Origin of the sequence: Bifidobacterium saguinibicoloris (genome assembly GCF_019331725.1) — a bacterium.
In the GTDB taxonomy this organism is placed as follows: domain Bacteria; phylum Actinomycetota; class Actinomycetes; order Actinomycetales; family Bifidobacteriaceae; genus Bifidobacterium; species Bifidobacterium saguinibicoloris.
In genome coordinates this window covers 1-15,784 of record NZ_JAHBBF010000019.1, presented here as the reverse complement: position 1 = coordinate 15,784, position 15,784 = coordinate 1, and the positions used below count along the sequence as shown (strand labels likewise).

Sequence of the window (15,784 nt, the reverse complement as noted above, 5' to 3'; positions counted from 1 at the left end):
TATGATGATTGCTGATGATCGGTCACGAACCGTAGTGATCGGGAATCGGGAGCAAACGGAATCCGCGAGGATTCCGCAACGGGAACCCCGGACCAGGAGATTCCAAGGAAGGAAGGACAGCAATGAAGCGACTTCATGCTGAACCCACACCGAGCGCGGGCGGAGGAGCCCTGCGCAAGGTGATGGCCGCCATCGCCGGCGCGGCGATGATGCTGACCATCGTGCCGTTCGCCGCATCGACCGCAGTGGCCGATGAAGCGGACTACACGGACAACGGCACGATCCACACCTACGCGGCCACCGGCGCCGGCACCGACGTGCTCGGCGACAAGACCGCCACGCCGGACGTGGCCTCGACCAAGTACCAGGTCAAGGCGAACGGCACGGACGTGGAGACGGTGCAATACAACGCCGCAGCGAACTACCCCGGCTCGGACGCCGGCTACCACTTCGACATCGCGCGTTTCGCCTCCAACTCGCGCACGCCGAAGCTCGAAGTCACTCTGCCGAACGTGGAGATCAACACCGTCCACATCTACCCCGAGCACTACTACGAGGGCAAGTACACCGTCAGCCCGGACAAGCACACGCTGACCTTCCAGATGGAGCAGTCCCTCAACTACGTCATCGTCATGATCAACGGCGACGCCACCAACAAGGACGGCAAGCCGTACCTCGCCGTCATCAACGACCCGCTCGAAGAGGACGCCGCCAAGCCGGACGCCGCCGCTGGCTCCTCCGCCGACGAGAAGGCGTGGGGCTACAACGAGACCACCGGCGTCGTCAACTTCCAGACCTTCGCCAAGAAGTACCTCGAATCGGACGCCGGGACGAAACTGCCCGACGGCAAGACCACCGTGAAGAAGCAGGAGGCCATCGCCTCCCACCACACCTCGCTGTGGAACGACGGCAAAGGCACCGAAATCGGAGGACAGACCGCCAAGGGCGTCACCTCCGAAGGCAAGATCGTCGACGCCTCCACCGTCGACGTCGCCTACCCGAACCAGCGCAAGATGAGCGCCGACGACTCCACCTACGCGCTGCAGGCTGCCTTCGACTTCATCGAGAACAAGGGCGCCACCCTCAACACCCTGTACCTCCCCGACGGCACCTACACGTGGGGCGGCCTCGATGTCAACGGCGTCGACGGCAGCAAGGTCAAGGGCGGCACGCTCAAGATCTACACCGAAGACGGCGCGCTCATGCTCAACCGCGTGCAGGCCTACCGTGAGGCCCAGGAGCCCGCCATCGGCATCTGGAACTCCAAGAACATCGAGATCTCCGGCCGCGGCATCTACGACGGCAACGGCGTGAAGAACTACTCCGGCCGCAACAAGGGCGCCTCCGGCGACAGGAACGACGCCTACATGAGCCAGCACCAGGCCGGCGTCATGGTCGTCCACTCCAGCGACATCACCTTCAACGACACGTACATGCGCGGCGCCAAGCAGTGGAACTGGGAGACGCACACCGCCAAGAACGTGACGTTCAACAACATCAAGGGCCTCACCCCGTACGGCATGCCCTGGGGCGACGGCATGGACTTCGCCTCCGGCCAGAACCTCACCGTCAACGGCGCGCTCACGCTCGGCAACGACGACACCTTCGCCTCCGGCCACTACAACCCCGGCCGCTGGTACCAGTACGACAAGCCCGACCTCTACAACAAGATGTTCGGCTTCAACGGTTCCAACCCCAACATCCAGGGCTACGACGACTCCGTCGGTGCCTACGACGCGTTCGTCGCCTCCCACGGCGTCGACAACGACGACTGGGACGACGCCGACAGCCACGACATCACCCTCAACAACACGCTCGGATGGTCCGTGGCGGCCGGCAACGGCATCCGCCTCGGCCACGAGGCCCACGGCTACCAGCTGAAGAACTACACGTTCAACAACTTCAACTCCCTGGGCTTCCAGGGCGGCGGCCGCGCCATCACCATCCAGAACCACACCGACATCTACCCGCGCTACGAGAACATCGTCATCACGAACTCTTCGTTCGACACCTCCCGCGTGGGCAGGAACTTCGACATCAACGGCGCCGACGGCTCCAGCAAGGTCACCGTCAAGGCGGCCGACCAGGCGGCCAACGGCTACCGTCCCAACCCGGACGGCTCCGGCAAGGACTACAACGTCGACCGCACGCCCATCGGCAACGTGACCATCGACAAGGTCTGGTTCTCCAACGCGAACGCGCGCTTCGACCTCACCAACACCACCAACGCCACCGTCAACGACCTGTACGTGGGCGGCAAGCAGGTGCAGTACAGCAACCAGGTCACCTTCGCGCAGAACGCCGTGGGCAAGCTCGCCTACACGTACACGGACGCGGACGGCAAGACGCAGAACGTCAAGCAGAACACCGTGCCCACGTTCACCTCCCCGGACTCCGACTCCATCACCGTCAAGGCCGGCGAACAGCTCTCGCTCGACGTGACCGTGAACGACCCGGACGTGGCGAACGGCGACAACGTCACGATCACCACCTCCGACCTGTCCGGCCTCAAGGGCGCTTCGTTCGACCCCGCCGCCAACAAGCTCACCTGGACCCCGGGTGAGGACCAGATCGGCGAATACCCGGTCACGTTCACCGCGGCCGACGCCGGCGCCCAGGCGGGCGACTACGACGCCACCGTCAAGACCGTCACCATCAAGGTGATCTCCGCCAAGTCCGAAGTCAAGACCGTCACCTCCAGCGCCGACGCCTACGTCGCCTCCTGGAAGACGAACAAGAACAACGACTACAGCACGAACCCCGGCAACAAGAACACCGCCGGCTACTTCGCCGTGCGCAACGCGGACGGCAAGGGTCTGCTCGGCGAGCAGAACAAGAGCACCAGCACCGGCGACGGCACCGACGTCAAACTCGGCTTCGTCCAGTTCGACCTCTCCCAGTTCAAGGACAAGGAACCCTCGCTCGCACAGCTCAAGCTCACGCTCATCGGACGCCGCTACGACACCGCCAACCGCGCCGACGAACAGATCGTCGTCGCACCGGTGAACGCCGACAAGCGACTCGACGGCACCGCCTTCGACGGTACGCTCGCCGGCATGACCTGGAACACCCGCCCGAACTTCGACGCCGCCGCCGACGCGACCACCACCTCCGCCGCGTTCGACAACGGCAGCAACGAAGTCCGCAGCGACGTGCCCGGATCCGTCGATGGCGCCACCGTGACCGTCGACGTCACCAAGGCCGTGCAGGACGCGCTCAAGGCCGGCAAGACCACGCTCACGCTGGCCGTCGGCGGCAAGTACGCCAACGACGAGCTGTACTTCGTGAACACGAAGGGCGCCGCCGAAGGCACCTACGGCGCCAAGGCCGCACAGGCCCCCACGCTCGACGTCACCCTGCCCGTCGAGTCCGGCGCCACCAAGCCGAACCCGCCGGCCACCGACGTGCCCACCACGGACAAGGTCCCCACCTACACCAAGTTCGAAGCCATCGCCGACCCCGGCACCAAGGACAAGAACTACTTCCAGCCGCTCTGGTACGCCAAGGACTCCGCCGACTCCACCAGCGGCGAGCACATCCAGGCCCACGGCGGCCAGATCGTGCCCGTCCAGGAGAACGGCAAGACCGTGTACTACTGGTACGGCGAGGACCGCTCCTCCGGCTACTACAACTCGCACGGCGTGCACGTCTACCGGTCCGAGGACCTCATGAACTGGACGGACCAGGGCGTGGCCCTGCGCTCCATCTACTACGATGACGAACTCAAGGACGACAGCTATTTCACCGACCTGTACGGCCTGAAGGACGCGTCCGGCAAGTTCGACGAAGCCAAGGCCAAGAAGCTCGCGTTCTACCTCAACACCAACACCGACGAGAACGGCGACGGCGTCAAGGACAACGAGAACGCGATCTTCGAACGGCCGAAGGTGCTGTACAACGCCAAGACCAAGAAGTACGTGATGTGGTGGCACGCGGACGGCACCAAGACCGTCGAATCGACCGCCAACTACGAGCGCTCCCTGGCCGGCGTGGCCGTCTCCGACTCCCCCACCGGACCGTTCAAGATGGTCGGCGCCTACCGCCTGCCCAACCGCCAGGACTACAAGACCGGCCACAAGAACGCCGTGCCCGGCGGCTCCCGTGACATGACGGTCTTCCAGGACGACGACGGCACCGCGTACGTGATCTACTCCTCCGAGGAGAACCGCACGCTGTACATCGCCAAGCTCAGCGACGACTACACCAACGTGGTCAAGACCACGAAGGACACGTCCAAGGTGGCCGACGTCGATCTGCAGTACTCCGAAAGCGGCGAGTACCCGTACACGCTGGCCGACGGCGGCGACGGCGCACCGGTCTCCGGACAGGACTTCGTCATCGTCAAGGACCGCGGCATGCTCGAAGCGCCCGCCATGTTCAAGAACAACGGCAAGTACTACATCGTCGCCTCCGGCGCCACCGGCTGGGCCCCGAACAAGCAGACCTACTACACGTCGGACACCGTGTTCGGCACGTGGATCCGCGGCGTTCAGGCCGACGACCAGTACGAGAACACCGCGTTCGGCGCCCTGCCCGAAGGCGCCGACGGCCTGCTGAGCGTGGGCGACACCCGCGGCTCCACGTTCGGCTCGCAGACCGCCTCCGTGTTCAAGGTGGCCGAGAACAAGTTCATCTACATCGGCGACCGCTGGAACTCCGGCAAGGCCAGCTCCACCTACGTGTGGCTGCCGATCTCGGTGAACTCCACCACCGGCGCGCTCACCATGCAGAACCCCGCCACGCAGGACGCGTCCGCGTACGGCGACGGCTGGGGTCTGAACTACTGGGACGAGACGGCCGACAACCCGCTCAACCTCGCGTCCATCACCATCGACGGCAAGGCCGTGGCCAACTTCGACGGCGGCACCACCACGTACGGCGTGAACATCGGCGCCTGGGGCAAGGTCCCGACCGTCGACGCCGTCGCAGCCAACCCGGACGACGTGACCGTGACGACCGACGTGAACACCGCACGCGCCATCATCACCGTCACCTCCAAGACGGACCCGACGAAGACGCGCGTCTACACGGTGCGCTTCACCACCACCACGGAAGGCTGCAAGGCCGTCTCCGACCCGTGGAAGACCACGAGCTGGGGCAACGCCGGCACCTTCTGCCAGGGTGAGACCGAAGGCTCGTTCCTCGTCACCGACGCCTCCAACAACGGCGCCTGGACGAACAAGGACAACCTCTCCGCCATCTACCAGTCCGCGAAGCTCGGCGTGGGCGACTCCATCGAGACGACCATCACCTCCTCGCAGGCCGGCAACAACACCGATCCGCGCGCCGGCATCATCGTGCGCAACGACCTGAGCGCCGCCGGCCAGGGCAAGGCCCACGGCTACGCGCTGCTCGCCGCCAGCCCGAACGGAGCCTACTTCCAGACGGACTCCAACAACAACGGGTTCATCGACAAGCAGTCCGACACCGTCGCCGAAGCCGCCAGCTCCGTCGACACGCCGGTCTCCCTCAAGCTCGTGCGTAACAGCGCCACCGAACTCGAAGGCTTCACCCGCCTCGCCGGATCCGACGAGTGGAAGAGCCTCGGCAAGGTGACCCTGGGAGATGACGCCGCCGAACGTCTTGACGTCGGCGTGTTCGCCACCTCCAACAACGCCAAGGGCGACTACACCGTCATCTTCGACGGCACCGCGGTGACGGCGAAGGGCGAGCCCGAGCCCGAGCCCACGGTGACCGGCATCACCGTGGACGCCACCGGCGCGGACACCGAGTACACCGTCGGCGACACCTTCTCCGCGGACGGCCTCAAGGTCGCCAAGGTCATGTCCTCCGGCGACCCGGTCGGAGTCGGTTCCGACGGCTACACCGTGTCCGCGGTGGACCCCGACGGCAAGGCGGTCGATCTGACCAAGCCGTTCGCCGAAGCCCTCGGCGGCAAGAAGGTCACCGTGACCGTCGCCCTCAAGGACGACGCCACCAAGACCGCCTCCTACGAGGTGACCGTCAACGCCAAGCCGGTCACGCCGCCCGCCACGGTGACGGTCAAGTCCATCGCCGTGACTTCCGGCCCCACCAAGACCGAGTACACCGTGGGAGACGCGTTCTCCGCGGACGGCCTCAAGGTGACCGCCACGCTGTCCGACGGCAAGACCCGCGAGCTCAAGCTCGGCGAGGACTACGTGCTCACCGGCTTCGACTCCTCGAAGGCGTCCGACGCGGTCAAGGTCACCGTGACCTACACCGGCAAGGATGCGGCCGAGGGCCTCAAGCCCGTCGCCTTCACCGTGAAGGTCAAGGCAAAGGCCGCCGGTGAAGGCGGTAACAGCGGTCAGGGCGGCCAGGGCCAGGGTGGCAACTCCGGTCAGGGCGGTTCCGGTAACGGCTCTGGTAATGGCGCGAACGGTTCGAACGGTGCGAAGGAGCCGGGTGCGGGTCTGTCGAAGACCGGTGCCTCGGTGACGGTGGCCGTGTTGGCCGCGGTGGCGCTGCTCGGTGCGGGTGCCGCGCTGACGGTGCTGCGTCGTCGCCGTGACGCCTGATCCGGTTGGGCCGGCTGGCCGCTCGGCGGTAGCCGACTGATGGCCGACTGACAGGGCCGTCGCCCTTCCTTCGGGAGGGGTGGCGGCCCTGTTCGCGTATCTGCCCGGAAGGCGGCGACGCGGTTCGTCAGCCCGTGTCCAGCCTGTTTCGTTATCGGTCACTATCGGCAGCTATCGCCGATGCATCAGCGAACGCAACGTGGACAATCGCACTTCGGACAATAGAATCGCACAGAAGATCAGCACGAACCCGACGGCGGTCGGCACGGTGACGCGCTCGCCGGTCAGCAGCACCGAGAACAGCACGCCGAACACGCTCTCCAGACACAGAATCAGCGAACCCTGGCTCGAAGGCACGCAGGCGAACGCGATGTTCTGGAAGATCTGCGCCATCAGCGTGGATACCAGCACCAGATACACGAACGAGCCGATGACCTCCGGCGTGAACCAGCCGCGTGTAGGCAGCGGGTCGAACAGCAGGCCGCCCGCGGCGAACAGCACGCACGCGAAACCGAACTCATAGAACGTGAGCGTCATCGCATCGTACTGCTTCGCCAGCATGCCGGTCAGCGTGATGTTCAGGCCGAACAGCGCGCCTCCCGCCAACGAGACCAGGTCGCCCGGGTCGATCAGCCCTCCGAGTGCGCCGATGCCACCGGCGCCGCCGACCCCGCCGCCGACCCCACCGCCGGCACCCGCCTCCGCCATCGAGACGAACCCGACACCCACCAGGCAGACGGCCGCGGCCACCAGATTCCGCTTCGCCGGCCGGCGTTTCGTCAGCATCCACACCAGGAACGGCACCAGCACGCAGTATGTGGCCGTGAGGAACGCGTTGCGCCCCGGAGCGGTCATCGTCAGGCCGGTCATCTGCACGAGGAACGCCGCCCAATAGGAGACGGCGAGCAGCAGGCCGGGAATCGCGATGCGCGCGAACGGCATGCGGCAGATGCGCCGGAACGCCAGCAGACCGATGACCGCCGTGCCGAACAATAGGCGGATCGCCATCATCCACTGCACGGTGACGTGACCTGTCACGATCGACGAGAACGTGTAGCCGCCACCCCATCCGGCCGCGGTGGCAAGCAGCAACAGCCGTCCGAGCCATGCTGGCGTCGGACGGCTGCTCAATGCGGGATCGAACTGCGACACGTCACGCAGTGTACGCGCGTCGCGCGTCGGGCTGGCCGGGGTGCGCGGAAAACGTGCGATGGGGTGCGTGCGACGTGCGTGCGGTGTGCGACGTGCGTGCGGTGTGCGACGTGCGTGTGGCGCGACGGCGCTATGGTGTGCGCTGTGTGTGGCGGCGCCGGAGTGTGCGATGCGTGGTGCCGTGCGGTCGTTGCGGCAGGCGCCGTCCTGATTGTCGTGCGGCGGTGCCGTCGGCAGGGCGTCGCACGGTGGCATCCGATGAAGCCCGAGAGGTGTGGTGTTCGGCAGGTGGGGAGACCGGTGGTGTCCGATGGGACACCGACATGTCATTGCCGAGAGACGTGGATGATGACCGTTCCGTCGACGCGCGTGTCGTGTCGGCATGGATACGGGAGGGCCGGTGTCGGCAGCGGGTACCTGCTTCCGACACCGGCCCTCCGGTTCGTCATTGCCGGGTGCGTACGCGACCGTGCGGCCTACGCACGCCCCATGCGGGTCACAGCACGCCCTGGGCGACCATCGCGTTGGCGACCTTGACGAAGCCGGCGGCGTTCGCGCCGAGCATCAGATCGCCTTCGTGGCCGTACTCCTTCGCCGCCTTCAGCGACTCCGCCACGATGGACTCCATGATGGACTTGAGCTTCGCGTCGACCTCCTCGAACGTCCAGGAGAGACGGTAGCTGTTCTGGCTCATCTCGAGGCCGGAGACGGCCACGCCGCCCGCGTTCGCGGCCTTGGCCGGGCCGTACAGCAGGCCGTTCTTCTGGTACACGGCGATGGCTTCCGGTGTGGACGGCATGTTCGCGCCTTCGCACACGACCTTGCAGCCGCCGGCGACGAGCGCCTCGGCCGAAGCGCCGTCGATCTCGTTCTGCGTGGCGCACGGCAGCGCGATGTCGCACGGCACGGTCCACACGCCGGAGCAGCCTTCGTGGTATTCGGCGCCCGGCACGCGTTCCGCGTACTCCTTGATGCGGCCGCGCTCGACCTCCTTGATCTGCTTGACCACGTCGACCTTGATGCCTTCCGGATCGTAGACGTAGCCGTTGGAATCGGACACGGTGACGACCTTCGCGCCCAGCTGCTCGGCCTTCTCGGTGGCGTAGATGGCCACGTTGCCGGAGCCGGAGATCACGACGGTCTTGCCTTCGAACGAATCACCGCGCAGCACGCGCAGCGCCTCCTGCGTGTAGTAGCAGACGCCGTAGCCGGTGGCCTCGGTGCGGGCGAGCGAGCCGCCGAACTCCAGGCCCTTGCCGGTGAGCACGCCGGAGTATTCGTCGCGGATGCGCTTGTACTGGCCGAACAGGTAGCCGATCTCACGCGCGCCCACGTTGATGTCGCCGGCGGGAACGTCGGTGAACTGGCCGATGTGACGGCACAGTTCGGTCATGAACGCCTGGCAGAAGCGCATGACCTCGGCGTCGGACTTGCCCTTCGGGTCGAAGTCGGAGCCGCCCTTGCCGCCGCCCATCGGCAGCGTGGTCAGGCTGTTCTTGAGGATCTGCTCGAAGCCGAGGAACTTGATGACGCCCTCATTGACGGTGGGGTGGAAACGCAGACCGCCCTTGTACGGTCCGATGGCGGAGTTGAACTGCACGCGGTAGCCGCGGTTCACCTGCACCTTGCCTTCGTCGTCGGTCCAGGCGACGCGGAACTTGACCACGCGCTCCGGCTCCACAAGGCGCTCCAGCACGCCCGCCTTCTCGTATTCCGGGTGCTTCTCGACCACCGGCTGAAGGCTTTCGAAGACCTCCTGCACGGCCTGCAGGAATTCCGGCTGGTCGCCGTCGCGCTTCTCGACCTGCGCGTAGACGCGCTTGACGTACTCGTCCGTGAGCATGGATTACTCCCCTTTGGGTTGGATCATTGATAGACGATTCCGATTGTAGGCGTGCGTCCCGCGTCACGGCAAGAGGTCTGTCCACGGGCGATTGCGGGAGGGGACGTGCGTGCCGGTCCGGAGCGGGCAGGTGCTCCGGCGGTACAATGGCCGTATCGAGGAAGAGGTTTTCGGGGCTTTCGCAAGGGTCATCGTCGAACCGGCGCAGGCTTGGGCGGGTTCTCCAAACCACGATGAAGAAGGGTGGGTGCGACATGAAATACTGCGCACATTGCGGACAGCCAATCGCCGACGGTGCAACGTTCTGCGGCTCCTGCGGAGCTCCCGCGGCCGGCGCGGAACCATCCGCGGGATACCGGGGACAGGACGCGTCCGCACCGTCGGCGCAGCCCTACGGATCCTACGGCCAGACGGCATCGATCCCCACGCAAGCCGCCACGCCGGCCGACCGGCAGCCCACGCAGGCCATCCCCGTCATGCCGCAGCCGGCCGCGGCCGAGACGCAGGCGTTGCCTCCGCTGCCCGGCGCGGCCATGTCGAACGCGGCGACGCAGACCATGCCGCCTCTGCCGGGCGCCGTATCGGGAGCCGCGGCCACCCAGACCATGCCGCCGCTGCCGGGGCAGCCGGTCCAGCAGGCCCAACCGGTCCAGCAGGGGTGGACGGGCCAGCCGGGCGTACCGGCATCGGACGGCAACATCGCAGCCGGCGCATACGGCGTTCCCGCCGTCGAAAGCGTGCCGGGCGGCGGCGTGCCGCTGCCGGAATCGCCCGCCATGCCGGGGGCTCCCGTGCAGGGCGTGCCCGGAAACGGTGTACCGGGTGTACCGGGTGTGCCGGGGCCGGGTGTTCCCGGACCGGGCGGCGTACCCATGCCCGGCGCGCCGGGCGTACCGGGCGCGGGCGTGCCGGGCGTTCCGGTCCCCGGCGCACCCGGTGCGGCCCCCATCCCGGCGCCCGCGCCGCGCAAACGCGGACTGGGCGGCGGCGCCATCGCCGGCATCATCGGCGGCGTCGTGGCCGTCATCCTCGTCGTGGCGCTTGCGTTCATCATCCCGAACCTCACCGCCGTGAAGATGATGCTCGGATTCCGCCCCAACAACCCGCTCGTCGTCACCTACGACGCGCTCGCGTCGATCGAAGACCTGCAGAGCACACGCTACGAACTCGCCATCGACTCGGGCGAATCCGGCAGCAAGGCCACGTTCTCCGGCGCGTACTCGCTCGGCAAGACCACCGACGAATCGATGCTGTACGTGGAAGCCAAGATGCCGGACTACATGACCGTGCGCGGCGCATGGCAGCACGGAAACGTCGGCCTCTACGAGAAGAACGAATACATGTCCGGCCTCGACTGGTATGGGGACATGGACCAGGACTTCTACTACTACATGAGCGGCGAGAAGCTCCGCAGCGGACTGCGCAGCAGCCTCGGACGCGAATGGTCGCAGGTGGTCCTCGACACCAAGGACGCGCTCGTCAAGAACGGCAAATGGGACATCGCCGGCGCGCAGAAGACGTTCCTCGAGCAGTCGGCCAAGGCGAACGGCGACGAATCGCTCGACGACTACCTCGACCAGATGAAACGCACCCAACCCACCGACGACGAGGCGAAGGACATCGCCAAGTTCTCGATGAAGTTCTTCGGCGAGGAACTGGAGAAGAAGGACGTGGACGAGGCGATCTTCCCCACGAAGAAATCCGAGCGCACCTCCACCGGATCCACGAAGCTCACCTATGAGTTCGACATCGCCGAGTTCGTGCACCGGCTCGCCGCCTACTGGCAGGACCACGAGGACGACTACCCCGGCATGCGCGACTACATGATCCGCGTGATCAAGGAAAGCAACCACTCCACCACCGGAGAGGCGAGCAAGTCGCTGGACGACGCCATCGACCAGATGCTGGACGTCAAGCGCAGCGAGGCGCCGCAGATCGAGGTCACGCTCGACTACGGCGAAGGACGGACCCTCAACGAGCTGAGCCTGGACCTCACCCAGGATCGGGCGCACATCACCGCGGACCTCAAGCTCACCGACAAGGGCAAGGTGTCCGTGGACGACGAGGATGTGACCGACTTCATGAAGGACGCCAAGCGCGAGAACGATGCGTCGTCCTCGTCCTCGCTGTTCTGAGTTCCAGGATGGTTGAGGCGGCTGGTTGGCTTGAGGCTGTTCGGGCTGAGGAGACGGTCGGTCTGAGTGGTCTGGTTGAGTCGGCCGGTCCGGCCGGTCCGGTTGAGTTGGTTGGTCCGGTTGGCCGCCTTATGGGCCGCCTCATGGATACGGGAATCCCCCGTTCGGGCATGCGTCCGGACGGGGGATTCCCTGGTTATGGCGGGTCGTGCGGGGTCGCGCCGCACGTGGGTCATGCTGCGCGGGCGATAGCCTGCTCATAATCCCTGGTGCCCTTGAACACCTCGCGGGTCCACGGGTTGACGCCTTGGCGCTTCGCGCGTACGAGGATGTAGCTGAGCGCGAGCACGTTCGCGACGAGCGCCACCAGCGAGACCGCCAGGTTCACGTTCGGGTTGTTCACCGACTGCGTGGAGAACACCGAGTAGTCCTGGAACATCGGGAACACCTGCGCGAACATGCACCAGATGGCCAGCGTGTTGGCGCGGTTCTGGATCCAGCCGCCCTTGTTCCACAGGGCGTTGGCCACGGTGGGGGCGAGCAGCAGCGCCAGGCCGCAGTACCAGGAGTGGGTGGGCAGGCAGTTGTACGTGTAGCAGAAGTTCCACAGGTCGTAGGCGACGATGAACACCCAGGTCATGTCCGGCCAGAGCATGTCGTCCTTCTTCTTGGACACGTAGATGCCGAACCAGCCGGTCATGCAGGCGATGTTGATGAGGCCGGCCACGCCGTTGAACACGTTGTGCCAGCCGCCCATGAGGGTCACGCCTTCGGTGGAGACCCAGGTGGTGCCCCAGGCGCGGAACGCGGATTCGAAGTCGGAGACCACGGCGATGAGGATATTGATGGCGACGATCACAAACGGGAAGCACTTGAACCATTCGGATTTGCCGATCGAGCCCCACTTGTATTTGAGCGCCATGAAGCCGATGCAGCCGGCGGTGGCCGCGTAGAGCTTCGCGTAGTGGAACCAGCTGGTCATGTGGACGTACGTGGGGTTGCTCAGCGCCCACTGCGCGCCCATGGCTGCGGCCGTGTAGATGGTCACGAAGTAGACGGTCAGCACCGCCGGCACGACGAGGAAGGCGATGATGCCTCCGGTCTTGGTGCGGCGGGCCAGTTCGTTGGCGCCGATGAGGCAGCAGAAGACGAGGATCCATCCGATCCACTGGTAGACGGCGTTGTCGCCGTAGACCTGAAACAGCATGGTTTCCGGTTCCTTTCTGGTTCCGTGCGATCGGTCCGGCCGTGTCCGTCAGCCCGCCGCCGTTGCGTTGTCGCCGTGTCCGCTGCATGCGACCGCGGCTCGTGCGGTTGCGTGCGGGCGCACGTATGTGCGTCGGCTTCGGCGTGGCGGCTCCGCGATGGTCCGTTGCGTGGTGCGGGTCATCGCGTGGTGTGGGCTGCCGTGCGGTGCAGGTTGCGGCGGCCCGCGGTGGTCCGTCGCGTGGTGTCGGCCGCCCGTCGTCGGGCCGCCGATCGCGTGGGGTGACGCCGCGTTGTTGACGTGGTGTCAATTTCTCTCGCGGCTTATTCTAGACCCGCTGTTGACACGATGTCAACACAGGTGGGTCGTTGGGGTGTGGTCGTTGGTTCGTGCCGGTGGGTTGTGTGGGGTGTGCTGATGCCGGTTTGTTGGGTCGCGCCTGATGGTTCTGTGGCCCCGGAGCGCAGGAACAGTGCGATTGTGCGTTCCGGCCCGTGGGGTTGTGGTCCGGAGTGGGGGAATCCGTGTGATTGGTCTTCCGGTGGCACGATTCGTGGCCCCGGAGCGTGTGAAAGGCCTGTTTTCGCGTTCCGGCCCACTGTGCTGTGGTCCGGAACGCGTAGATGCCTCGGATTGCCGTTCCGGGTGCGATGGTTCGTGCCGGTGAGTTGTGTTGGGCGTGCTGATGCCGGTTTGCTGGGTCGCGCCTGATGGTTCTGTGGCCCCGGATTCGTCCCGTCGTGCGATATGCGTGCGATATGCGCGCGTTTGGCGCGCACCGGACCCGCCTTCGGCGGCGCATGCACGATGCGTCCAGGGCCGACCCGACCCCTCGAAGGGCACTGGGCGTGATAACGAAAAACCCTCGGAATCGGCTTGATTCCAAGGGTTTCATCCAGTCATCCGAACCGTGTCATTCGTGGAGCATACCGGGTTCGAACCGGTGACCCTCTGCTTGCAAAGCAGATGCGCTACCAGCTGCGCCAATGCCCCGAACATTCAGGGGTGACATCGTTCGGCTCTGGATAGAAAAAAAGAGCGGCTCAAACATGGCCGCTGGTTTTTCCTGTGGGCCCGGGAGGACTTGAACCTCCGACCTCATCCTTATCAGGGATGCGCTCTAACCACCTGAGCTACGGGCCCGTCCGTGCACTTCAAAAGCGCACAAGTGGATATACTACATGCATTCCTCGTGCTGTCAACAGAAAACCGTCTTCGGCGTGTCGCGTTCTGCGGCATGCCCTACGGTTACCGGAGAACGTCCGGCGGAAGGAGATGCGATGTCGAGGAGCGTTGTCGCCAGCGGTCCCATCCGCGTTGCCGCGCATGCGACCGTTGAGGAACGCGTGCTCGACGTCGACGGGCTTGAAGTGCATGTCGAGCGCAAGCGCATCAGGAACATGTATCTGCGCGTCAAGCCTCCGGAGGGGCGCGTCGAGGTGTCCGCGCCGTTGCGGATGCCGTTGCGTACCATCACCGCCTTCGTGCGTGACCGCCGTGAATGGATCGTGATGCAGCGCCGACGCATGGAGGATGCGCGCCACGTCATGCTGGACCGGCTTGACGGACGGGCCGTCGCGCCGGACGTCGAGCCCGCCGCCGACTCCCCTACCCAGCCGTTTTGGACCGACGCCCGTCGTCGCGAGGCGGCCGCGGCCATCGAGGCGGCGCTGCCCGCCCTGCTCGCCAAGTGGGGGCCGATCATCGGCCGACGTCCCACGCACGTCACCTTGCGCCGCATGACCAGCCGATGGGGGTCCTGCACGCCCAAGACGGGCCGCATCCGTCTGAACCTCCAGCTGGGGCTCATGGAGCCGCGGTTCCTGGAGTATGTGCTCGTCCATGAGATGACGCACCTGTGGGAGCATGGCCATGGCCCGGGGTTCCAGCGCCGCATGGACGCCTATCTGCCCGGTTGGCGCGTGTTGCGCCGCGACCTTAACCGTCGCATGGTGCTGTAGCCGTCGCCCTGTCAGGTTTCATCCGATTGTCCGGTTTCGGATGTCCCGTCAGGCTTCGCCCGGCTTCTCCGCTTCCGCGGCCTGCGCGAGCAGCCGCGCCACGCGCTCGTTGACGGCCGCGGGCGATGCGATGGTGACGCGCACGCCGGGTTGCGGCCGTCGCGCGGCGTCACGTCCCGCCGTTCCGTCCGATTCCGCCGTTCCGTCCGATTCCGCCGTTCCGTCCGATTCCGCCGTTCCGTCCGATTCCGCCGTTCCGTCCGGCCCGGTTCTCGTCGCGAAGCCGCCCGTGGCGCCCGTGGCACCCGTCCGCATGTCCCGCATGTCCTGCATGGTCCCGTTCTCGTCCACCCATAGCCCCGGGCGAAACGGCCCTCCGGCGGCCACGCGGATATGATGCCGCGCGAGCAGTCGCATGGCGGCGGCCTCGCTGCGCACAGGCAGCCAGAGGTTGAGCCCGTCGCCCACGGGCACGTCCTGTCCGAAGCGCAGGAGCAGCGCGTGCATGGTCTTCTGGCGGGTGGCGTAGATGTGTCGCGCGTTCATGACGGTGCGGAACGTCTGCTTGTCGGCGAGCATCTCCACGAGGATCTCCTGCAGGAAGCGGCTCACCCATCCGGGGCCGAGCCGTCGTTGCGCGATGATCGCGTCGATGGCCCGCCGTGTGCCTGAGACGGCCGCGAGCCGCAGGTCCGGTCCGTGCGATTTCGAGAAGCTGCGGATGTGGATGACGTGCTCCGGCAGCCGGAGGGCCAGCGACACCGCGTACGCGTTGGCCACGTCACCGCTGTGGTCGTCCTCCACGATGACCGGCATGCCGTCCGACGCCGCCCCGCCGCCATCCGTCGTCCCGCTGCCCGTTTCACCGCCGCCATCCGTCGCCCCATCGCCGTTCGCCGCGTCCCGCCTCCACGCGATGAGTTCGTCGGCGAGTTCGTCCACGCGCTTCCGGCTCAGGCTGGCTCCGGTGGGGTTCTGCGCGCGCG

The 15,784-nt window shown here is 66.2% G+C and carries 7 protein-coding genes and 2 tRNA genes; 3 read left to right on the top strand and 6 right to left on the bottom strand.

Annotation, left to right across the window (positions count from 1 at the left end; all coding sequences use genetic code 11):
- Window positions 1-122 precede the first annotated feature (122 nt).
- Window positions 123-6,500: a family 43 glycosylhydrolase gene (locus tag KIH78_RS09600; protein ID WP_219132171.1), complete on the top strand. Its 6,378-nt coding sequence runs from the start codon at window positions 123-125 to the stop codon at window positions 6,498-6,500.
- 171 nt (window positions 6,501-6,671) lie between these two features.
- Here KIH78_RS09600 and KIH78_RS09595 read toward each other — a convergent pair whose 3' ends face one another.
- The gene (locus KIH78_RS09595) at window positions 6,672-7,592 is read right to left on the bottom strand and encodes a DMT family transporter (protein ID WP_219132170.1); all 921 of its coding nucleotides are present in this window, start codon (window positions 7,590-7,592) and stop codon (window positions 6,672-6,674) included.
- 556 nt (window positions 7,593-8,148) lie between these two features.
- Window positions 8,149-9,495, bottom strand: a complete 1,347-nt coding sequence (gene gdhA / locus KIH78_RS09590) for an NADP-specific glutamate dehydrogenase (RefSeq protein WP_219132169.1) — start codon at window positions 9,493-9,495, stop codon at window positions 8,149-8,151.
- A gap of 254 nt (window positions 9,496-9,749) precedes the next feature.
- Here gdhA and KIH78_RS09585 point away from each other — a divergent pair, with 254 nt between their 5' ends.
- Window positions 9,750-11,630, top strand: a complete 1,881-nt coding sequence (locus KIH78_RS09585) for a zinc ribbon domain-containing protein (RefSeq protein WP_219132168.1) — start codon at window positions 9,750-9,752, stop codon at window positions 11,628-11,630.
- Window positions 11,631-11,862: 232 nt separating this feature from the next.
- Here KIH78_RS09585 and KIH78_RS09580 read toward each other — a convergent pair whose 3' ends face one another.
- The 3 genes from KIH78_RS09580 to KIH78_RS09570 form a co-directional block, all read right to left on the bottom strand.
- Window positions 11,863-12,837 (bottom strand): DUF5692 family protein, encoded by a 975-nt coding sequence (locus KIH78_RS09580; RefSeq protein WP_219132167.1) that lies wholly within the window; start codon window positions 12,835-12,837, stop codon window positions 11,863-11,865.
- A 920-nt stretch (window positions 12,838-13,757) separates the two neighbouring features.
- A tRNA-Ala gene (locus KIH78_RS09575) sits at window positions 13,758-13,830 on the bottom strand.
- A 76-nt stretch (window positions 13,831-13,906) separates the two neighbouring features.
- Window positions 13,907-13,980 (bottom strand) — tRNA-Ile (locus KIH78_RS09570).
- A gap of 137 nt (window positions 13,981-14,117) precedes the next feature.
- On the opposite strand from KIH78_RS09570, the gene KIH78_RS09565 reads away from it, so the two are divergent.
- The gene (locus KIH78_RS09565; protein ID WP_214314600.1) at window positions 14,118-14,798 is read left to right on the top strand and encodes a M48 family metallopeptidase; all 681 of its coding nucleotides are present in this window, start codon (window positions 14,118-14,120) and stop codon (window positions 14,796-14,798) included.
- 48 nt (window positions 14,799-14,846) lie between these two features.
- Here KIH78_RS09565 and KIH78_RS09560 read toward each other — a convergent pair.
- Window positions 14,847-15,784 (bottom strand): aminotransferase class I/II-fold pyridoxal phosphate-dependent enzyme (locus KIH78_RS09560; RefSeq protein ID WP_219132166.1); only part of this gene is annotated, 938 nt, incomplete at its 5' end.

What these genes read in the sequence shown, in the direction of transcription:
- KIH78_RS09580 (WP_219132167.1), bottom strand. Translation starts at nt 12,837, where the DNA reads ATGCTGTTTCAGGTCTACGGCGACAACGCCGTCTACCAGTGGATCGGA.
- KIH78_RS09600 (WP_219132171.1), top strand. Translation starts at nt 123, where the DNA reads ATGAAGCGACTTCATGCTGAACCCACACCGAGCGCGGGCGGAGGAGCC.
- gdhA (WP_219132169.1), bottom strand. Translation starts at nt 9,495, where the DNA reads ATGCTCACGGACGAGTACGTCAAGCGCGTCTACGCGCAGGTCGAGAAG.
- KIH78_RS09585 (WP_219132168.1), top strand. Translation starts at nt 9,750, where the DNA reads ATGAAATACTGCGCACATTGCGGACAGCCAATCGCCGACGGTGCAACG.
- KIH78_RS09565 (WP_214314600.1), top strand. Translation starts at nt 14,118, where the DNA reads ATGTCGAGGAGCGTTGTCGCCAGCGGTCCCATCCGCGTTGCCGCGCAT.